This window comes from Brevibacterium yomogidense (genome assembly GCF_016107685.1).
GTDB lineage: Bacteria > Actinomycetota > Actinomycetes > Actinomycetales > Brevibacteriaceae > Brevibacterium > Brevibacterium yomogidense.
In genome coordinates this window covers 537,537-558,432 of sequence record NZ_JABASY010000001.1, presented here as the reverse complement: position 1 = coordinate 558,432, position 20,896 = coordinate 537,537, and the positions used below count along the sequence as shown (strand labels likewise).

Sequence of the window (20,896 nt, the reverse complement as noted above, 5' to 3'; positions counted from 1 at the left end):
CTTCCACCTACGTCCGCGTTCCGGACCCTTTTCCACGATGGATCGGTCCTGTACGCGGACGTAGGTGGCGATTTGTCCTGTACGCGGACGTAGGTGTCACGCGGGTCACGCGGTCACCGGTTCACGCGCCCACACCTCCACGCGCCCACGCGCCCACCGGGTCACGACGGCGTGCACCCTGCTTCCCAGGTACGCGCTGACGCCCCAACTTCCGGCACGGTCCGCCGCAGGCGCGTCACCCGGAGACGGGTTCGGCGGCGCCGCTGATCTTCGCGATGAGTTCGGTGCGCGATCGGACGCCGAACCGCCGGTAGATGCCGGTGAGTCGGATCTCGACGGTGCGGAGGGACACGAAGATGCGTTCCGCGATCTCCCGGTTGCGCAGCCCCTCCTGCACGAGTTCGACGACCCTCAGCTCCTCCTCGCTCAGCTGCGTGAGCATGGGGTGGGACGGCTTCGCGGGGACGTCACGGACCTCGGTCGGGGTGAGTGAGTGCTCCCTCACGCGGTCGCCGGTGCGCTCGTAGAGGGTGCGGGCCAGGAGAAGCGGGTCGGCGGCCTCGGACCGGGCGCCCAGGTCGCGCAGGCGCTGCGCGTAGGCGGCGAGTGTCCGCGCCTTCTCGTGGTCGGAGTCCGTGTGCCGCCAGCCGCGCAGCAGCCTGCGGAACAGGTCGAGCGACTGTTCGCCGGTGGCCAGCATCGCCTCGCACCGCTGCGCTGCGAGCTCGCCCCACCGCGACGGGAACCGGGTGAGCCGGGTGCGGAACCGCTGGAGGACCAGGGCCGCGTGCTCCCGGCGCCCCACGCTCAGGAGTGCCTCGATGAGTTCCGGTTCGTGGCGGATGACGGTCGGGGCGATGTCGCCCGGTGCCAGTTCGTCGCAGCGCTGCAGGTGGCGCACCGCTTCCGCGGGCAGCCCGATGGCCAGCAGATGGCTGCCCTGGAGCGAGCTGAGCAGTGCGAGTGCGCCCCGGTTCCCGGTCGCCGAGGCTCTGCGCACCAGATCCTGCTCGACCGCCTCCGCGTCGCTGGGCTTCCCCTGCGCGTACAGCGTCCAGCATTCGAGGAGGAGCCGCTGGTCCTCGCGCATCGGCTGGCCGGGGATCCGTCGCCTGTTCGCCTGGTTGAGGAGGCCGGGGACCAGGTGGAGGTTGCCCACGCGGATCTCCAGTTCGGCACGCAGGAGCGGCACGATCGGGTACCAGACGGAGGTGTCCCGCAGGCGGCGTTCGAGGAGTTCGAAGATCTCCCGCGCCTCCGTGTAGTGCTCGGTCATCGTGAGCGCGCGGCCTGCGGTGATCGCGGTGAAGCCCGCCATGAGGGACCGGCGCGGGGCCAGCAGCGTCCGGTAGACGACGAGTGCGCGGTCGCCCTTGCCCCGGTATCCGTCGACCATGACCTTCGCGCATTCGAACAGCATCTCCACGCCCGGGATCGGCGTGCGCCCGCGCGCTTTCGCTGCGGCGAGCAGGTCGCCTGCGGCGGTGAGCAGCTCCTGCGCTTCGCTGAGCTCGAACCGCTCCGCGTGGCACAGCACCAGTGTGAGCTGGAGGCGGGCGACGGCCTCCGGGACCTCGGCGACCTGATGGGGTCCCCACAGGTGGCGCACGCCGGCGGGGACCGCTTCACGGTGGAAGAAGTCCGCCTGGGTGGTGATGGTGAGGGCACGCAGCTGGAGGGCCGCGTCGTCCGCGGTGCGTGCGAAGCGGACGTACCTCTCCGCGAACACGACGTCCCCGTTGAGCAGGAGGGTCTCCGCCAGGCTGAGCAGACGGCGCGCGAGCCTGGCGGGGTCCGGTGCCAGCATGAGGGCGCGTTCCGCGAAGGACACCCCGGCGTCGGGGTAGCCCGCGACGACGAGGCTGCGGGCGTCGCGCAGCAGCACCATCGGCGCATCCTCGTCGAACTCCGTGAACGACCGGTGCCAGCGCGTGATCGCCCCGTCGATGGTCGACTCCCTGTCCTCCGTTCCGGGTGTTCCCGCGGAGGTGGGTGCCGTCGCCGAGCTGGCCGGCACCTCGGCGGTGGTCGTCGCCTCCGCGCTGGCAGGCGACGCTGGACCCGTCGGTTCCGAGGCAGCCGTCGCCGATGCCTCCGCCTCCGAGGCAGCCGCCGTCGCTCCGCGTGCCGTCCGGTGGCGTGCGGCGTCGGAGACGAGGGTCACCCGCAGGGCGCTGCGCTGCGACGCGGTCATCCCCCAGTGCAGAGCGCACCGCAGGAGGATGTCGTCCATGCAGAGGTAGGGGCCCTCCTGGTCGATCGTCCCGCGGCTCATGAGTTCGAGGACCTCCTCCCACACGTGGGCGTACCGGCGCTGGACCGTCACGACGGGGGTGAGCGGCGACAGCGCGACGATGCGGAGCATCTCGAGGGTGTCCTCGGAGACATCCGGGAGGTCCTCCAGTGCCGTGCGCGCCGCGGCTTCGCTCGTGCGGACCGGGCGGGGGAACGGCGCCTCCCCGCGCCGCTGCCGCGCGGTCATCGACGACAGGATGTGCCGCAGCACCAGCGGGTTCCCGCCGGAGGCCACCGCAGCGGTCGCCGCAGCGTCGTCACTGATGGACTCCTGCACCATGTCGTGGGCGAGCGCGATGGTCGTCACCCGGTCCAGGGGACCCAGTTCGATGGTGGGAACACCGGTGAGGGGACCGTCGTCGCGCACGCGGCGGGCCGTGACGAGTGCAGTCAGGTGCGAGTAGGTCATGCGTCGGAGCATGTGGCCGAACAGCTCCTGCGACTCCGTGTCCAGCAGGTCGAACCCGTCGAAGATCACGAGCACCCTGCGGGGCACGGGGGTGGAGCGGACGACTTCCACTGCGGCATCGGCGGACTGGGCCGCGGACTCCCCGGAAGCCGCGATCTCCTCGAGCGCCCGGATGAACTCCCCGTCGCCCAGGACCCGTAAGGCCGCGATCGCGCCCCACACGCCGGACCTCGGCACGTGGGAGTCCGCACGACTGCACGGAACACGGATCACCTGCGCGTCGATACGCCGGGCCAGCGCGTTCACCACGGTCGACTTCCCCATGCCGGGACCACCGGTCACCGCGACGTTGAGTCGCTGCTCGATCATCGACTGCAGGCGCGCCAGTTCGTGACGCCGTACACCTGTGTACATCTCTGTACCTCCACCATCGGATGAGCCGGCCGGAAGGATGACTCGGCTCCCGCAGCCGTTCGCGGGGCGGGCCGGGCTCCGGCAGTGCGGAGACGCACGGTCCCGGGATTCCCGAGGCGAGCGCACCCTGCAGACTTCGACCGAACTCTGCACTCATGTCCGCAGTTGTATCCCAGAGGTGGGAGGGCCTCAATCGGCCGTGGGAAGCCGCAGTGCCCCTGCGGACGACCACAATCACCCGTCGGGTCCGGATGCTGGGACGACCGCCGGCCGCGCCGAGACACGCACTCTACGTAAAAACACGTACGGGATAGGTCACGGAGGAAAGGGCGATTGCCGCAGGGCATCTGCGATGATGACAACAGACGTTCTATTCCCGAGCGGACTACACACGAAAGGTGCATTGTCGGAATTCTGGATCAGTCACGATCGTTGCACATTCTGGACACAAGCCCTGACGTGCCTTCTTCGCTCTTCGTCCTTTGGTCCCCCGGTTGGTCCGTTCCGCAGAAATGCGGGGTTCCGCAGGGCGTGCGGTGCGGGTTTCAGCTGTGGAGGTGCACGTACCTCTCCAGTCGGCGCAGGCCGTCGCCCGCGGAGGTGCCGGTCATCGCCGCCGCGAGGCGCGCCCGCACCACGGCCTCGTCGAAGTCCTCACCGATCACCACGAGTGCGCTCTCCGCACCGTCGTCCTGGGCGGCAGCGCGACGCGGCACGGCGGACACGTACACGCTGGGGCCCACCACCTGCACGACGAACCTGCGGGTGCGGTTCCCGTCGGCCACCGCGATCGTCCCCTTGACCCGGTAGACGCCGCCCGGGAGGTCCTCGACGAAGTCCATGACGCCGTCCGCGTCGACGAGACCGGGTCGGCGCACGGTGACGGACAGGGCGTGCCGATGCGGGACCCCCTCGAGGTCGAGCGACGCGAGTGCGGCGGCCTCCCGCTCGGAGTACTCCTGCCGCAGCAGGTCCCAGACGGGCAGCTCACCCTGGACGACCTCCCCCGGGGAAGAGTCGGGTTCGGCCACCCCGTCGTAGGCGGCTTCGCCGTCGTCGGCCCCGGCGCGGGAGGCTTCGCCCTCCACGACCTCGGCGGCGGTCGACCCGTCCGGGACTGCGGGCGCCTGCGGAGTCCGCCTGCGGTCACCCGTGTCGAGGAGGAGGGACGGGTCGAGTCGACCGAACACCGTCCCCGTCACGAGCACACGCGGATTGCGCTGGTGGACGCGCCGGCGGATCGCATCGACGGCGGCGGCACGCTGGTCCACGGGCAGCGCGTCGAGCTTGTTGACGACCACGAGGGTCGTCGCCGCGTAGCGGACGGGCGGCAGGGAGTCGGTGTCGACGGTCTCTCCGTGCATGAGCACGTCGACGACGTCGACGACTCCCGCGAGGTGGAAGCGGTGCCGCCCCCACTGGCTCACCATCCGCGCGAGCGTGAGGGGTTCGGCGATGCCGCTCGCCTCGACGATGATCGCATCCAGCTCCAGACGGGGGTCGGCCAGAGACACGAGTGCGCCCTCCAGTGCGCTGGTGTCGCTGAGACAGCACACGCAGCCACCGGCGATCGACACCGGTTCGTCGACCTGACCGGCGACCAGTCCCGCGTCGACGTTGAGGTCGCCGAAGTCGTTGACGACGACGCCCACCCGGGAATCGGGGTCGCGCAGCAGATGGTTGAGGACGCTCGTCTTTCCGGCGCCCAGGAATCCCGTCAGGAGGATGACGGGCACGGCGGGTGTCCACGGCTTGGGGCTCACAGCACCCCAGGATAGAGGCCGACCGGACGATCCGGGGCCACAGGCCGGGGCAGGGGCCGAGGGCACAGGCCGGGCCCGGACCGGGACCGCCCGCGGGGGACAATGGGCGCATGACGTCTCCGCACTCCCCCACCGAATCCGCATCCGCTGGCGACGGCACGCCCACCGGCACCGCACCCGCTGGCCCCCGCCCCGGCCCCGCCGACCCTTCCACTCCCACCACGCTCACGGCCGCGCAGGTCGTCGCCCACGCCCGCTTCAGTGAGCCGGGGATCGACAAGTCGAGCGCCATGATGCTTCTGTTCTTCGTGACGGGCTGGCTGGAAACCTGGAACGGTCGCCGGGTGGTCGACGCGCGGTTCGAGGCGTGGCAGCACGGCCCCACCGACCCTGCGGCGCACAACCGTTTCGCGGAGACCCTGCCGAAGCGCCTGCGCCTGCCCGACGACCAGATGATGGAGTTGCAGGTCGAAGCGGTCGTGAGCTGGGGGCTGGGCGGGAAGCCCGGCCAGCGCGGGACCGTCCACTCGAGCGCACTCATCAACACGGCGAAGGCCACCCCCGCCTACGCGGAGGCGGCGGCGACGGGGAGGCCGGCGTTCGCCTCGGGCCCGGAGATCCCGGACCAGCTGCTCACGGAGGCGTTCCGCACACTCGCCGAGGCCGTGGCCAGCGGCGCAGCCGACGGCCCCTCCCAGCCGGGCGAGGAGGAGAAGGCGGAGGCCGACCGTCAGGCCGAGGCGAAGCGACTGCGGGCGCAGCTGGCCGAACGCTTCGACACCGGCTCCGGCCTGGGGATCACGGAGAAGTAGGGGACGGGCGCGTCTCCCTGCGCGTCACGGAAACTGCGAAGATCCGGAACAGATCCGCGTGGCCTCTGCTTCGAAGTACGAAGGCTGCGCTCCACGGAACCGCACAGTCGCTGCCGCTCGCACTGAGGCCTCCCGCGCCGCGGCCGTGAGGTCGCTGCCGGCCAAGAGGCGGGCGGCGAGCGCGCCGACGAACATGTCTCCCGCTCCCGTCGTGTCGACGACCTCAGCCGACGCCGATTCGACGCGACGGAGAACGACTCCGTCTGACGTACGCTCCGCTACCAGACTGCCCCGTGCCCCAAGAGTCAGCACAACGCTCGGCACGCCCCACTCGACGATGTCGGATGCCAGCATGCCCAAACCGCTCACAGTGGAGTCAGCGTTCGTCGACTGCGCGCTGTCGGCTCGCACCGACCCCGTGCCGCCCCCGTGCCGGGCCCCGCCCTCCGTGCCAGCTCCCGACCGCATGCGCTCCACGATCGCGTGAGCTTCCGTCTCATTGACGACCAGAGGGTCTGCAGCCTTCAGCGTCGCGGGCGAGACACCCGTGACGGGAGCGGCATTCAGAACGATCCGGCATCCGGGAGCGCTCCGGGCACGAACACAGGCATGGTCCACCACCCGAGGGGCAATTTCTCCTTGCAGCAGAAGGATCCCTGCGGCACCCAGGAGATCACACGCGACATCAGCATCCTCGCAGTCGACGAACCCGTTCCCGCCCGGGGACACGATGATCGTGTTCTCTCCCCCTTCATCGATCGTGATGAGCGCAGTGCCGGTGACGCCCTCCACCTCTCGCACCTGGCCCACGTCGACACCCGCACGCCTGAGCCCTGACAGTGCGACTTCTGCGAGATGATCCGCGCCGACGGCGCCCACGAGTGAGACCTCCGCTCCGGCGAGTGCAGCAGCAACCGCTTGGTTGGCCCCCTTCCCGCCGGGACTGATACTGAGGTCGTCACCGCGGACGGTCTCTCCAGGGTCGGGGAACGCATGTACCCTCACCCCCAGGTCGACATTGATCGACCCCAGAACAACGATCCGCGCACCGCTCATGAGTCCGCGCTCATGTACATCCCGATGAAACGGTTGGCCGCGCCCATCAGATGAACCTCGAGCAGCTCCGGCCACGCGGGATCATCCTCCTGCACAGCCGCAAGAAGATCGGCGTGCTCGCTTGCGGCCCTCCTGAGGTCATCAGCCGGATGAGGGTTGATCTGAAGCAGTGCTTCCATGGTCCGCTCGAACTGCGACCACACGCCCAACAGCCGCCTCTGCCCACTCACCTCCTGGAACGACCGGTGGAAGGCGAGATCTGCGACTCCGAAGGCCAGGGCATCGTCCTTTTCCGCCGCCGCGCGCATCGACACGATCGCCGCCGACGCCGCGCTCAAGTCAGCGCCGGCACGAAGAGATCGAGCGATGGCGTGCCGCTCAAGCATGTGGCGGATGTCGTACACCTCCGTGATATCACCCGCCGTGAGCTCGAGAACCCGGTGGCTGCGGCCTGCAGGCGCCACCAGTCCCTCGTCACGCAGCTGCGAGAGCGCGTCCCGAATCGGCCCCCGGCTCACCCCGAACTCTTCCGAGAGCGCCTGTTCGATGAGCAGCAGACCGGAGCCGATCTCACGTGAGAGGATCCGGCGCCTCAGCACACGGGCGACCTGATCACCCAAGGGCTCATTGCGAATCTGCATCGTGTCCGTCATACCGCCTCCCACCATCCAGCGCCAGTGCTTGACGTCACAGCCCAGGCGTGATTCGATTCTCTCACATCGTTCACGGTTAACCGTTAACGAACGCAAGGAGATAATGATGTCTGCTTCTACAAGCGGGATGCCGTGCCGTGGACTTCCGCACCCGATGGTGCGTCGTTCCTTCTCGCGCAGGTCCGCACTCGGGCTGTTCTCTGCATCTGCGGCGGCCGGACTGGTCGGGTGCGGTGTGGCCGATCCGGATTCCGCTGAATTCACCCTCGTCGCAGCGCATGCGACATCGACCGACCACTTCATGCACCGCTCATTCGAACTCTTCAAGGAGCGCATCGAGGAGGGCAGCGACGGACGCATCGCGATGAAGCTCTTCCCCAACGGGGTGTTCGGAGGGGATCGTGAACTCACCGAGGCGATCCAGCTCGACAACATCCAGCTCTCGGCGCCGTCGTCATCACCTCTGGCCGCTTTCTCCCCCTCGATGAATGTCTGGGACATCCCGTACCTGTTCGATGACCGCGAACATGCATACAACGTCCTCGACGGCGAGTACGGCACCGCACTGCTCACCCGGCTCGAGGACGTGCGGCTCAAAGGACTCGGCTACTGGGAGAACGGCTTTCGCAATCTGACCTCTCACCGCACCGGCATCACCTCTCCGGAGGACGTGCGGGGAGTCAAGATCCGCACGCTGGAGAACACGACACAGATTCGCGCCTGGAGAGCCGTGGGTGCCAGCGCGACCCCGATGGCATTCACAGAGGTCTACACAGGCCTTCAGCAGGGAACCATCGACGCTCAGGAGAATCCACTCCCCCTGATCGTCGCCCAGAAGTTCTACGAGGTGCAGGAGGCGCTCGTGATGTCGAACCACGTCTACACCCCCTCACCCCTCATCCTCTCGAAGGCATTCTTCGATCGACTCCCCCACGACCTGCAGGACCTGGTCGAAGCGGTGGGGGCGGAATCGGTCGCCTACTGCCGCGAACAATCGGTGATCGACGAAGAGGAGGCCTTCCGCACTATCGAGGATGCCGGCCTGGAGATCACCGAACTCGACGATGACCAGCGAGCGGAGTTCGGCGACCTCATGAAGGGGGCCGCAGTCCCCTTCGTACGCGGGCTGTTGGGCGATGAGCAGGTCGACGACCTCGACACAGCAGTGGAGGCGGCACGATGAGCTGGAGCACGGACGATCTCGGTACGCGTCGGTTCACGGCGGAGGAGGTGCTGGGGGCCTCCCTCATGTTCGCGATGGTGCTCATCCTGTTCGCACAGGTGGTCTCACGCTTCGTGTTCGCGAACTCACTGTCATGGAGCGAGGAACTCGCGCGGTATCTCTTCATCTGGCTGATCTTCCTCTGCATCGGCACCGTCACACTTCGGGGCGAACATGTTGCGATCGACATCGTCACGGACCGGATGCCGCCGCGCGCCCGTCGAGTCACGGAGCAGGTATGCCTGGCCGTTGCATTCGTGATCAATGCGGTGATCCTCATCGCGGGATTCCAGATCGCGTTCGTACTGCTCGATCTCGGCCAGACGTCTGCTGCGCTCACTCTTCCGATGTGGGTCGTCTACGCGGCACTCCCGATCGGTATGACGCTCGCACTGGTACGAGGCGTCCAGTCGAGTGTCGCGCTGTGGCGTCGCCCTCTCACTCCGGGCTCCGGCAGCTCCGCGAACGGACAGGTGGCATGACATGACGCTCACCGCGCTCCTTCTCATCCTCATCGTCACTCTGGCATTCGGTCTTCCGATCGCCTACGGGCTGCTCGCATCGGTACTGGCCGTCATCGTCCTCTTCAATCCCGGGATCTCCGTCGGCATGGCCGCTCAGACTCTCACCACGGCCAACGACTCGTTCCCCATCATGGCCGTCCCCTTCTTCATCCTCGCCGGCCTTGTCATGGGTCGAGGAGGAATCTCCCGCCGGTTGTTCGAGATCGCGAACTCGCTCGTGGGGCACATACCCGGCGGGGTCGGCGTTGCAGCGGTGCTCACCGCCATGTTCTTCTCCGCAATCTCAGGATCTGGCCCTGCCACCGTCGCGGCCGTCGGCGGGATCATGATCCCGGAGATGGTGCGGCTCGGCTACTCACGCCGTTTCTCCGCGGCACTCATCGCCGCGTCGGGAACCATTGGTGTCGTCATACCGCCAAGCATCCCGCTCGTCATCTACGGCGTCGTCACGGGGACCAGCATCGGCGACCTCTTCCTCGCCGCCGTGGTCCCCGGAATCCTCATGGGCCTGGTGCTCATCGCCTGGGCGGTCGTCCACGCCAAGCGCAACAGCATTCCGAGCGCGCCGAAAGCTACGTGGCGAAAGCGATTGCGCGCGCTCAACAGCGCGAAAGGCGGCATCATGCTGCCGGTCATCATCCTCGGTGGCATCTACGGCGGCATCTTCACCCCCACCGAAGCCGCAGTGGTCGCGGTCGTCTATGGCGTCGTGCTTGCGGCTCTCATCTATCGTGAGCTGCCCTTTCAGCCGTTGGTGGAGACATTCGTCAGCGCGACTCTCACGACCAGTGCGCTCATGTTCATCGTGGCCGCGGCAGCAATCTTCGGCCGAGTCCTCACAATCGAGAACGCGCCGGAAGCGATCATCTCCGCATTGTCTGCAGTCTCGACAAACCCGTTCGTCATCATTCTGCTCGTCAATCTCCTTCTGCTCCTGCTCGGCACCTTCATGGAAACGATCGCTGCCGTCACGATCACCGCGCCGATCCTCGTCCCAGTGCTTTCACTCGCGGGGCTGGACCCGGTCCACATCGGCGTGATCATCGTCGTCGTCCTCTCATTCGGCTTCATCACACCTCCGCTGGGCGTCAACCTCTTCATCGCGGCGAACGTAGCCAAGGTGAAGACCGGCGAAGCGATCGTCTCCGTCGCGCCGGGATTCATACTCCTCGTCGCCGTCGGACTACTCGTGAGCTTCGTTCCCGTTCTCTCGATGGTGTTCATCGACTGAGTCAGCCGTTTCCAAACTGACCATGAAACTCGTTTCACCCAGTAGAATCGAAAGGAATCCCATGGGTTTGTTCCGCACGTCGCGCACCGAATCAGTTCGCGAGGGAGAGGTCGTCCACGGCATGTGGATGATGACCGACAGCGCAGATGTCGCACGCATCGCTTCGTCCGTGGGTTATGGATACGTCTGTATCGACCTGCAGCACGGCTTTGCCCGCGCGGACTCTGTCGTTCGTCTCAGCGACGCGATCCGCTCAGGCGGCGACGCACTCGTCGTCGCGCGAGTACCGGACAATCGGTTTGCCGAGATCGGCATGCTCGCCGATGCCGGAGTGGAAGCGATCATAGTTCCGCTCGTGTCATCCGTTGATGAAGCACGTCGGGCTGTCGAGTCGCTCGCATACCCCGACGCGGGCGGGACCCGCTCATGGGGGCCGGCAGGCGCCCTCATGCACACAGACGATCCTGATCAACTCAATCGCCGGCCGCTCCTCTTGGCCATGATCGAGAACCGACCCGGACTCGACGCAGTCGAAGAGATCGCTGCGCTCGACGGTATCGATGGAATCTATATCGGGCCCTCTGATCTCGCATTCTCGCTGGGTTCGCAGCCGGGGCCCGAAGAAGCGGTGACGACAGAGGCGATCGCGCGCATCCTGGCGGTCGCACAGAAGAACGGCAAGATCGCAGCCATCCACTGCGGCGACGGTGCGGAGGCATCGAAGCGACGATCACAAGGGTTCACGTTCATCACGACGTCGTCGGACGTCGCTGCCGCGCGACGCGCCTATCGCGAAGACCTGGCAGCGGGAACGGAGAGCTCCTGATGGGGAAGCGCGTCGTCATCACCGACCAGTCGTTCCCGGACCTCGACCAGGAAACGGCCGTCGCGAGGTCTGCGGGCGCCGCACTCGTCGTCGGGGACAACGTCGTTGACGAAGACGCCGTCGTGGAGCTCACCGAAGGCGCAGACGTCGTCATGCTCGCGTACGCCCCCATCACGGAGCGAGTGTTGGACGGACTCTCACCAGGGGCCACCGTGATTCGCTACGGCATCGGATTCGAGACCATCGACGTCGAGGCCGCCACTCGGCGAGGGGTCCGCGTGTGCAACGTCCCCGACTACGGGGCAGACACGGTCGCTGACCACACGGTGGCGCTTGCGCTCGCCTCGTTGCGGCGCATAGCCGACTATCACGCCGCTATCGCTCACGACGACGGGTGGATATCCGCTGCGGAGATCGGCGAGATCCCCGCAGTGTCGGACGTCGTCTACGGCCTCATCGGTACGGGACAGATCGGCCGGAAAGTAGCCCGCAGAATGGCAGCATTCGGTGCAGAGATCATCGCGTACGATCCCTACGCGGATTCTGACGAGGTCGCAGCAGATGACATTGAACTCGTCGAATTCGACGTCGTCATCGCGAACGCCGACATTGTCTCCGTCCACGCTCCACTCACACCGGAGACGCACCACATCGTCGATCGGGCAGCGTTGGAAGCGATGAAGGACACGGCGGTCCTTGTCAATACCGCTCGCGGCGCGCTCGTCGACACTCGGGCGGCGGCTGAGGCTGTGGCCGCCGACCGCATCGGAGCACTCGCTCTGGACGTCATGGAGTCGGAACCGCTCGAAGCGGGACATCCACTGCGAACGGCACCGCGCACCCTTCTCACTCCTCATGCCGCGTTCTACTCAGCGCGATCACTGGCGAACCTCCAGAGGTTTGCCGCCGAGGAAATGGGGCGAGCGCTGCGGGGCGACGACCTTCGGTGCCAGATCAACTGACAGCGATGGGTGCACAGCCGGCCGAACGCTTCGACACCGGCTCCGGCCTGGGGATCACAGAGAAGTAAGGGACGGGCGCCTCTCCCGTGCTCGCGGGAGAGGCGCCGCCCGTCACGCCTCCGCCGGAACCGCCGCCCTCTTGCGGTTCCGCATACCTCGGACCATCCCACTGACCAGCGGGTACGCGAAAGCGAGGATCGCGGCACACATGAGGATCGCGGACAGCGGCGAGTCGAACACGATGAGCAGGTTGCCATCGCCCAGAGCAGAGGTCTGCACCAGCGACTTCTCCAGCAGCGGCCCCAGCACCATCCCCAGCACGAACGGGGCGGCTGGGAAGTCGTATCGCTTCATGAAGTAGCCCACCAGCCCTGCCGCGAACACGACCGTCATGGTGAACGTGTTGTTGCCCAGCGCGAACGCGCCGATGAAGCTCATGAGCAGCACGAACGGGTACAGGTACTGATAGGGGATCCGCAGCAGCTGCGCGAAGACCGGAGCCATCGGCAGATTCAGGACCAGGAGAATGAGGTTTCCGATGAAGAAGGAGACCAGGAGACCCCAGACGAGCGCGGGCTCCTGCTCGAAGAGCAGGGGGCCCGGCTGCAGGCCGAAGATGACGAAGGCACCCAGCAGGACCGCTGTCGTGCCGCTTCCGGGGATGCCCAGCGCGAGCGTCGGGATGAAGCTCGCGTTCGCCGCAGCGTTGTTCGCCGCTTCCGGCGCCGCGACGCCTTCGGGTGCGCCCGTCCCGATCTGCTTGCGGAATCTGCTGACCTGTTTCTCCACGCCGTACGCGACGAAGGAGGCGAGCGTCGCGCCCGCGCCCGGCAGGACACCCAGGAAGAAGCCCAGACCGGTACCGCGCAACGCCGGCGTCACAGACCGCGTGAGCTCCTCCTTCGTCACGAGGAGATCGCGGAAACCCGCCCGGATCGGCTTCTCGCCGCCCCGGCGGATCTGGTAGAGGACCTCGCCCACGGCGAAGATCCCGATCATGACGGCCACGAAATCCAGGCCGCTCAGCAGATTCGTGCTGCCGAACGTGAAGCGTGCGGTCGAGAACCCCGACGCGACTCCGACGAGGGACACGAGGATCCCCACCGCAGCCATGGTGATGCCGCGCAGAACATTGGACCCCGCGAACGACACGATCGTCGCGAGACCCAGGAGCATGACGGCCATGTTCTCCGCCGGCCCGAAGTTCAGGGCGAAGGCCGCAATGGGACCCGCCAGAGCGATGAGGCCGATGAGCGACAGGATCGCCGCCACGAACGAGGCGATCGCTGAGAGTGCAAGGGCTGCGCCCGCTCTTCCCTTCCTCGCCATCTGATAGCCGTCGAGCGTGAGGACCACACTCGACGAGTCGCCGGGCGTGGAGATGAGGATGGACGCGGTGGACGCGCCGTACTGCGAGCCGTAATAGATACCGGCCAGCATGATGAGCGCCGTGACGGGTTCGAACGCGAGGGTGACGGGCAGCAGGATCGCCACACCCGTCGCGGATCCGAGTCCCGGGAGCAGTCCGATGACGGTGCCCAGGAGAACACCGATGAAGCACCACAGAAGGTTCTCTGTCGTCAGGGCGGTCTCGAAACCGAGCTGAAGATTCTCGAGCATGGAGGCTCCCTAGATCAGACCCAGGTACCCGGTGGGCAGAGGGATGTTGAGGATGAGCTTGAAGATCACGTAGATGAACGCGACTGCGGAGGAGGTTGCGATGATGCCCACCCACCACGGTCGACGCTCGATGACGATGACCATGAATGCCACGGCGAGCGCGAACGACACGACGAGCCCGAGCAGATCGACGAGAAGGAGCGCGACCGCCAGCACGAGGAAGATGTAGAAGGGCGCACGATTGCGCTGCTTCTGGGTACGACCGAAGGTGTCGAGTTCGCCCTGCACTTCCGCGATCTGCTCCGCAGCGTCCTGCTGGGTCGTCTCGACGACGGCCATCACGGAATTCTCCTTGAGGGAATCACTGGCGATCAGGATCCGTCCGAGCTCCAGCATCGACGCCCCGAAGATGAAGATGCCGATGGCCATCGGCATGAAGCCTGGGCCCACGTGGTTCCCCTCGACGAAGACCCCGTACCCGAGGCCCATGAGAGTGGCCGCCGCGCCCAGAGCGCCCATGATCAGGGTGCCGACGATATCGCTCCGCTTTTCCTTCCACCATGCCTTTCGGCGCGAAGAAACGAGAGTTCTCATGCGAGACCTCCTCCTCTCCCGTCAGGGTTCACAGGTCGAGCGCCTCTCGGATCTCCTGCTCGTTCTCCGCGAGGTACGCCGTGAAGTCGTCGCCGTACTCGACCGTCGGCTGGAGGAGGTTGTCCTCGATGTAGGCCGCGAATTCGTCGGTCTCCGCGTACGCCTGTGCCTGCTCGATCCAGTAGTCACGCGCTTCGTCGGAGATCCCTCCTGGTGCGATGAAGCCGCGGAACTGCGCGAAGGCCACATCGATCCCCTGCTCTGCGGCGGTCTCGACGTCCTCGAAGCCCTCGTAGTCGTAGCGCTCCTCCGATGCGGCGCACAGCGGCTTCACATCACCGGATTCGATCTGACCCGACACTTCGCTCGGATTCACGGACACCGCTTCGACCTGGCCGCCCATGAGAGCGGTGAGGACCTCGCTGCCGGACTCGAACGGCACGCGATCGAATTCGGCGCCGGTCTGGTCCTCCATGAGTGAGAACGTGATGTTGTCCAGACCCGTCGCACCAGCGATGGCGACCACGGTGCGCTCGGACTTCGCCTGCTCCACGAGGTCGGAGCACGACTCGAGGTCGGAGTCCCCCGCCGCAGCGATGATCGTGAAATCCTCCGCGAGCTTCATGATGGGGGTGAAGTCCTCGTAGGTGAACTCGACGTCCTGGGTGAGCGGCAGGGCGACCATGGCGGTCTCCGTCGCGAGCAGGTAGTTCCCGTCGCCGTTCCTCCCCAGGAACTCGGAGTAGCCGACGGCCCCGGACCCGCCATCGATGTTCTGCACTGTGATGGTCCTGCCGGTCGCGTCCTCCAGGCCCGCCGCGGTCGCGCGACCCGCGATGTCGCTGCCGCCGCCGGCAGCGAAAGGCACGATCATCGTGACGTTGCCCGACGCGGAGTACCCCTCCGCATCACCGCCGCCTCCGCATCCGGCGAGCGTGAGCGCTCCCACCGCAGCCAGGCCACTGATCGTCTTCATCGACTTCTTCATGTCCGTCTCCCTTGACAGAGTTCTGTTGAACCGTGTGGTCTCTTCGCGTGTATCCGAGCGCGGCTGTGCGCTCCTGTGCTGCGGCCCCCTACGCCGCATCGACGTGAGTTGTCAGATCTTCCGCACGTAGCCCGAAAGCCATTCCGTCGCCTGTGCCGACCCCTCCCGGAGCTCTGCGAGGGAATCCACCACGAACGTCGATTCGCCATGCTGATCCAGCGCGGTCTCGATCGCCGTGAGGTCTTCGGTGAGGATCGTCGACAGCAGCTCCTCGTGGCGTCGGACGTTCCCCTGCAGGTCCTCGATGCGTCTGCGGGCCCGGTTGTTCATGGCCATGCACAGCTGGAGCTGCAGGGCCATCGAACGGTAGGCCTGCTCGATGCGACCGTGCCCGGCCAGGCGGATCACGGAGACGTGGAATGCGAAACCCGCAGCCACGAGCCCGCCTTCGTCGTCACTGTTCGCGATGTCCCGCATGGCGTCGAGAGCTCTCTCGCATTCCGCGACCTTGAACGGGTCCAGTCCCGGGATCGCCAGGCGGAGCGCCATGCGCTCGAGCTCGCGGCGGAAGCTGACGATCTCGTACACGTCCTGCTGGGTCATGTCCTTCACCCACACCCCCCGGCGCGGGCGGTGCTCGATGATGCCGGAGAAGCTCAACTGCTGCAGCGCCTCCCGCAGGGGTGGACGAGAGACGCCCAGCTCCTCGCACAGCCGCTCTTCGACCAGTCGCTCGCCGGGTCGGTACTCGCCCGCGAGGATCGCCCTTTCGATCGCGCGACGCGCGAAGTCGGCCAGGCTCCCCGGACGCTCCAGCTGTGGCCGCGACTGCTGGGGAAGTGTGCTCTCCATGTACAAAACCGCCGTCTTCTGTATACAGTAGTGGGAATACAGTAACCTACATCACACCTCAGTTTCAATAGATTTATCTGCGATCGACGGCGACGAAGGAGTCCCCATGACAACTCAGCCCCCCGGCCCCCTCGCGGGATTCACAGTGCTCGAGGTCGGTGTCTTCATGGCAGGCCCTTTCGCCACCATGCAGCTCGCCGACCTCGGAGCCCGCGTCATCAAGATCGAGAACCCGGAAGGCGGCGATCAGACCAGAGGCACCGGCCCCTTCGTCAGCGGTGAGAGCACGCCATTCATGCTCCTCAACCGGAACAAGGAGTCGGTCAGCCTCGACCTCAAGACGCCTCTGGGGAAGGAGGCCTTCCTGCGCCTCGCGGAGAAGGCCGACGTGGTCGTCGAGAACATGCGACCCGGAGTGGTCGCGCGGCTGGGCGCGGACTACGACGCGGTCCGGGAGCGCAACCCCGGGATCGTCTACGCGTCCGCGTCCGGTTGGGGGCAGGACGGTCCGCTCTCGCAGCTCGCGGGACTCGACATCATGGCGCAGGCGCGGAGTGGCCTCATGAGCATCACGGGCCACCCGGACAGCCCGCCGGCCAAGGTGGGCGTGCCGATCTGCGATCTCACGACCGCGATGTATGTCGCCCTCGCCGTGACGGCGGCCCTGCACGAACGTCAGCGGTCCGGCGAGGGCCAGCACATCGACGTCTCGCTGCTCGAGAGTGGAGTGTCGTACGCAGTCTGGGAGGCCGCCGCGTACTTCGTCGACGGGAAGGTGGGTGGGCCCAACGGATCCGCCCACCAGAACCAGGCTCCCTACCAGGCGGTCCGCTCCTCGGACGGTTACGCGACGATCGGCGCGAACACCCCTCGGAACTGGCAGCGGCTCTGCGAATCGCTCGACCTCCTGCCGCTCACCGAGGACGAGCGGTTCGCCACCGGTCCCGCACGGATGCAGAACCGCGATGCGCTCATCGAGCTCATCGAGGCGAAGACGACGACGATGACCACGGACGAGATCTCCGAGGTGCTCAACGAGGCGGGCGTCCCGTGCGCCCCCATCAATGACTTCGGGGAGGTGTTCACGGACGACCACCTCAATGCCCGCTCGTTCTTCTGGGACTCAGAGCACCCGACGGCGGGAACGGTGCGCCAGATCGGGTCGCCCATGCGCATGTCGCGGACACCTGCCGCGCGAGGGGCGGCGGGCCCGCTCCTGGGCCAGCACAATGACCACCTCGACGGCCTGGGCTTCACCGACGAGCAGCTCACGGCACTCAAGAACGCCGGCAAGGGAGAATCCTGACATGACATCCGCAACGTCCACATCGCGCGACGACCTCCTCATCGAATCGTCGGACGGTGTCCTCACCGTCACGTTCAACCGTCCTGAACAGCGCAATGCGATGACCTGGAGCATGTACGAGGGACTCGTGGAGGCCTGCGAGCTGTCGGAGGACGCATCAGTGCGGGTCATGGTCCTTCGCGGGGCAGGCGACAAGGCGTTCGTCGCGGGAACGGACATCGCTCAGTTCGAGACCTTCGACGGACCGCGGGGCGTGGAGTACGAGAAGCAGATCGGTTCGGTCCTGGGCCGGCTGCGCAGTGTCGACGTGCCCGTCATCGCCGCGATCGAAGGGTACTGCGTGGGCGGCGGCATCGGCATCGCCGCGAGCGCGGACATCCGAGTCTGCTCACCCGGATCCCGGTTCGGTGTTCCGATCGCCCGCACACTGGGCAACTGCCTGTCGACCGACACCCTGGACCTGCTCATCACACTCCTGGGACAGTCCCGGGTCGTCGACATGCTGCTGCAGGCACGGTTCCTGTCGGCGGAGGAAGCCCACACGGCCGGGTTCGTCTCGCAGGTGACGGACGACCCTGATGCGACAGCGCACGAGATCGCCCAACGCCTGCTGAACCACGCACCCCTCACGATGTGGTCCGTGAAGGAAGGCGTGCGACGGCTCAACGACCGCGCCCCGGTCGATGACGAGGACATCGTGTCCCGCGTCTACGGCTCGGAGGACTTCCACAACGCGGTGAAGTCCTTCACCGCGAAAACGGAGTACACCTGGGCAGGACGCTGAGCCGACGACCGAGGCGGACGACGACCCGGCGACGAACGCCGAGGGCCGACGCGGTCGAGGGCCGGGCCACTGGGCGCTGCGGCCGTCGACCGTCTCGATCCTCGCCCGTACGTCGCCCTCGTCCGCGTTTCAGCCCTCGTCCGTGCGTCAGTCCTCGAAGAGGATGACCTGTCGCACGGCTTCGCCGTCGGCCAGCTTGTCGAGTGCCTCGTTGATCTCGTCCAGCGTGATCGTCGAGGAGATGAGTTCGTCGACCGGCAGGCCCTCGTCGCGCCAGAGCCTCTCGTAGACGGGGATGTCCTTCGACGGGACCGCGGAGCCCAGGTAGGAGCCCACGACGGTCCGCGCTTCCGCGGTGAGGGTGAGCGGCGTGATCGTCGATTCGGCCGTGGGCGACGGCAGGCCGATCGTCACCGTCTTGCCGCCCACGCCCGTCGCCTTGAACGCCGTCTCGAACGCCTTCGGGTGGCCGGCCGCCTCGATGACGATGGGGGCCTTCACCCCGTTCTCCTCGAGCTGCGCGGGCGTGTAGACCTCGTCGGCGCCCAGTTCCTTCGCTCGGGTGAGCTTCGATTCGTTCGCGTCGACGCCGATGACCCTGCCCTTCTTCAGCGACACCGCGGTGATGAGCGCGGCCATGCCGACCCCGCCCATGCCGACGATCATGATCGCGTCGCCGTCCTGCGGGTCGCCCGCGTTGATGACCGCACCGCCGCCGGTGAGCACGGCGCACCCCAGCACTGCCGCGATCTCCGGGGGCACGTCATCACCCACGGGGACGACCGAGCTGCGGTGCAGGACCGCGTGCGTCGCGAAACCGGACACGCCCACGTGGTGGTAGACGTCCTCACCGCCTTCGTGGAGGCGCATGTGGTCGCCCACCAGCGTGCCCGCGTTGTTGACCGCGGTGCCAGGGATGCAGGGAAGCTTGCCGTTGGTGAGGCAGTTGGCGCACTCCCCGCAGCGCGGCAGGAAGACGGTGCTCACCTGCTGGCCCACCGTCAGGTCGGTGACGTCGGCACCGACTTCCTCCACCACGCCCGAGGCCTCGTGCCCCAGGAGCATCGGTGTGGGCCGCGGCCGGTTGCCGTCCACGACGGACAGGTCCGAATGGCAGAGGCCTGCCGCACGGATCCTGATGCGCACCTCGTCCGGGCCCGGATCGTCGAGCTCCAGGTTCGCGATCCGCAGAGGTTTGCTGTCCGCGTACGGCCGCTCCGCCGTCCCCACGGAATCGAGTACAGCTCCGGTGATCTTCATCGTCGTCTCCTCACAGTCGTGTTCCATCAATACCAGGCGTGCACCGGATGCACGGCCCGTGTCCCACGATCCAATCGACCGGCGAACCGTCGGCCGGCGAACCAGCCACCGGTGGGACAGCGACCGGTGGACCAGCCACAGGCCATCGACGGGCCGGCCATCGGCGAACCGTCGACCGACGGGCCCCCGACACTCGCCGCCGGGATCAGTCGTCGATGACGATGCCTGCCCGGGTGACCTTCCGGGCGGCGGCCTGGGCGAGTGCCTCGTCCACCTCGTCCAGCGTGAAGTCCGCGTCGACCAGGGACTCCCACGGGAAATGGGGTGTGTCCGCGACGAACCGGATCGCGCGACCCAGCACGGTCTGCGGGTAGCGGATCGCCGCACGGATCTGCACACCGGTGCGGGTGAAGAGGCCCGGATCGAACTCCGTGTACTTGTTCGGCGTGATGTTGCCGATCTCCACGAAGATCCCGCCGGACCGCGTCATCCGCGCACCGTCCGAGAACGCGGACGGCACACCGGTGAGGTCGATGACGACGTCCGCGCCGCCGTCCGTCATGTCCCGCACCAGATCCACGCGGCCGTCCGCATCCTCCGCCTGCGTGAGGTCGACCGTGTGGTGAGCGCCGAACTCCTTCACCTTCACCAGACGCTGCGGCGCCATCTCCGCCACCCAGACGGTCGCGCCGAAGGTGCTCGCGACGGCCGACGCGCACACGCCCAGCCCTCCGGCACCCAGGATGACGACCTTGTCGTCGTAGGACACCTCGCCCAGCAGGCAGCCGTAGTACACCTGCGACAGCGCGCAGTTGACGCTCGAGGCGGCCTTGCTGCTGACGCTGTCCGGCACCTTGTAGACGGCGAAGTTCGGGCCCACGACGTAGTGCGTGCCGAACGTCCCGTGGAAGTGCGGCGACTCGTCCGCCTGCTTCGACCAGCCGGCGTACGCGTTGCGGCAGATGTTCAGGTGTCCGTTGTTGCATTCGGGGCACCGTCGGCACGCCTGGAAGTAGGTCGACACGACCCGGTCCCCCACCGCGAGCGGCTCACCCGCGAAATCCGCGGTGACCCCTTCACCCAGGGCGTGGACGCGACCGACCCCCTCATGACCCATGACGCAGCCGGGTCCCACGAGGGGGTGCCCGCCGTTCAGGATGTGCACGTCCGACCCGCACACGTTCGCCCGGATCATCGCGAGCACGAGTCCGCCCGCCGGTGGATCCGGCACGTCGTAGCTACGGCCGGCGGTGCTCCCCACGTCTTCGAGAACAAGATTCCGTCCAGTGACCATGCACTCTCACCTCGCTGTGGGCGCCCACGTC

The 20,896-nt window shown here is 67.0% G+C and carries 18 protein-coding genes; 8 read left to right on the top strand and 10 right to left on the bottom strand.

Annotated elements, in window-relative coordinates; all coding sequences use genetic code 11:
• Positions 1-235: 235 nt before the first annotated feature.
• Both JFC09_RS02370 and JFC09_RS02365 read right to left on the bottom strand, forming a co-directional pair.
• Positions 236-3,118 carry a helix-turn-helix transcriptional regulator gene (locus JFC09_RS02370; protein WP_198392357.1) on the bottom strand — a complete coding sequence of 961 codons (2,883 nt, stop codon included), beginning with the start codon at positions 3,116-3,118 and terminating at the stop codon, positions 236-238.
• Between the two features lie 545 nt (positions 3,119-3,663).
• Positions 3,664-4,881, bottom strand: coding sequence for a CobW family GTP-binding protein (locus JFC09_RS02365; protein WP_198392356.1), 1,218 nt, complete (start codon positions 4,879-4,881; stop codon positions 3,664-3,666).
• A gap of 110 nt (positions 4,882-4,991) precedes the next feature.
• Between JFC09_RS02365 and JFC09_RS02360 the strand changes: the two genes are divergently transcribed.
• Complete coding sequence (locus tag JFC09_RS02360; RefSeq protein WP_198392355.1) at positions 4,992-5,693, top strand: Panacea domain-containing protein; 702 nt, start codon at positions 4,992-4,994, stop codon at positions 5,691-5,693.
• A 24-nt stretch (positions 5,694-5,717) separates the two neighbouring features.
• Here JFC09_RS02360 and JFC09_RS02355 read toward each other — a convergent pair whose 3' ends face one another.
• Both JFC09_RS02355 and JFC09_RS02350 read right to left on the bottom strand, forming a co-directional pair.
• Entirely contained in the window at positions 5,718-6,749 is a 1,032-nt protein-coding gene (locus tag JFC09_RS02355; RefSeq protein ID WP_198392354.1) for a ribokinase, read from the bottom strand.
• Positions 6,746-7,705, bottom strand: coding sequence for a GntR family transcriptional regulator (locus tag JFC09_RS02350; protein ID WP_198392353.1), 960 nt, complete (start codon positions 7,703-7,705; stop codon positions 6,746-6,748). The genes JFC09_RS02355 and JFC09_RS02350 overlap by 4 nt, the downstream gene beginning before the upstream one ends.
• On the opposite strand from JFC09_RS02350, the gene JFC09_RS02345 reads away from it, so the two are divergent.
• The 5 genes from JFC09_RS02345 (at position 7,704) to JFC09_RS02325 (ending at position 12,167) form a co-directional block, all read left to right on the top strand.
• On the top strand, positions 7,704-8,585 hold the full coding sequence (locus JFC09_RS02345) for a DctP family TRAP transporter solute-binding subunit (RefSeq protein WP_198392352.1): 882 nt from the start codon (positions 7,704-7,706) through the stop codon (positions 8,583-8,585). The two genes, JFC09_RS02350 and JFC09_RS02345, sit on opposite strands and share 2 nt — an antisense overlap.
• On the top strand, positions 8,582-9,106 hold the full coding sequence (locus JFC09_RS02340) for a TRAP transporter small permease (protein ID WP_198392351.1): 525 nt from the start codon (positions 8,582-8,584) through the stop codon (positions 9,104-9,106). The genes JFC09_RS02345 and JFC09_RS02340 overlap by 4 nt, the downstream gene beginning before the upstream one ends.
• A 1-nt stretch (position 9,107) precedes the next feature.
• A complete protein-coding gene (locus JFC09_RS02335) occupies positions 9,108-10,379 on the top strand; it encodes a TRAP transporter large permease (RefSeq protein ID WP_198392350.1) in 1,272 nt (423 codons plus the stop codon).
• A gap of 61 nt (positions 10,380-10,440) precedes the next feature.
• On the top strand, positions 10,441-11,205 hold the full coding sequence (locus JFC09_RS02330; protein WP_198392349.1) for an HpcH/HpaI aldolase family protein: 765 nt from the start codon (positions 10,441-10,443) through the stop codon (positions 11,203-11,205).
• Positions 11,205-12,167 carry a C-terminal binding protein gene (locus tag JFC09_RS02325; protein WP_198392348.1) on the top strand — a complete coding sequence of 321 codons (963 nt, stop codon included), beginning with the start codon at positions 11,205-11,207 and terminating at the stop codon, positions 12,165-12,167. The genes JFC09_RS02330 and JFC09_RS02325 overlap by 1 nt, the downstream gene beginning before the upstream one ends.
• 111 nt (positions 12,168-12,278) lie before the next feature.
• Here the strand turns inward: JFC09_RS02325 and JFC09_RS02320 are convergent, their stop codons facing one another.
• The 4 genes from JFC09_RS02320 to JFC09_RS02305 form a co-directional block, all read right to left on the bottom strand.
• Positions 12,279-13,787 carry a tripartite tricarboxylate transporter permease gene (locus JFC09_RS02320; RefSeq protein WP_198392347.1) on the bottom strand — a complete coding sequence of 503 codons (1,509 nt, stop codon included), beginning with the start codon at positions 13,785-13,787 and terminating at the stop codon, positions 12,279-12,281.
• A gap of 9 nt (positions 13,788-13,796) precedes the next feature.
• Positions 13,797-14,381 carry a tripartite tricarboxylate transporter TctB family protein gene (locus tag JFC09_RS02315; protein WP_198392346.1) on the bottom strand — a complete coding sequence of 195 codons (585 nt, stop codon included), beginning with the start codon at positions 14,379-14,381 and terminating at the stop codon, positions 13,797-13,799.
• A gap of 28 nt (positions 14,382-14,409) precedes the next feature.
• Positions 14,410-15,369, bottom strand: a complete 960-nt coding sequence (locus JFC09_RS02310; protein ID WP_198392345.1) for a Bug family tripartite tricarboxylate transporter substrate binding protein — start codon at positions 15,367-15,369, stop codon at positions 14,410-14,412.
• A 111-nt stretch (positions 15,370-15,480) separates the two neighbouring features.
• Positions 15,481-16,221, bottom strand: a complete 741-nt coding sequence (locus JFC09_RS02305) for a GntR family transcriptional regulator (RefSeq protein WP_198392344.1) — start codon at positions 16,219-16,221, stop codon at positions 15,481-15,483.
• Positions 16,222-16,327: 106 nt separating this feature from the next.
• Here JFC09_RS02305 and JFC09_RS02300 point away from each other — a divergent pair, with 106 nt between their 5' ends.
• Positions 16,328-17,527, top strand: coding sequence for a CaiB/BaiF CoA transferase family protein (locus tag JFC09_RS02300; protein WP_198392343.1), 1,200 nt, complete (start codon positions 16,328-16,330; stop codon positions 17,525-17,527).
• Position 17,528: 1 nt separating this feature from the next.
• Positions 17,529-18,311, top strand: coding sequence for an enoyl-CoA hydratase (locus JFC09_RS02295; protein WP_198392342.1), 783 nt, complete (start codon positions 17,529-17,531; stop codon positions 18,309-18,311).
• A 147-nt stretch (positions 18,312-18,458) separates the two neighbouring features.
• Here JFC09_RS02295 and JFC09_RS02290 read toward each other — a convergent pair whose 3' ends face one another.
• Entirely contained in the window at positions 18,459-19,571 is a 1,113-nt protein-coding gene (locus JFC09_RS02290) for an alcohol dehydrogenase catalytic domain-containing protein (protein WP_198392341.1), read from the bottom strand.
• Between the two features lie 205 nt (positions 19,572-19,776).
• Positions 19,777-20,865, bottom strand: a complete 1,089-nt coding sequence (locus JFC09_RS02285) for a zinc-binding dehydrogenase (RefSeq protein ID WP_198392340.1) — start codon at positions 20,863-20,865, stop codon at positions 19,777-19,779.
• Positions 20,866-20,896 lie beyond the last annotated feature (31 nt).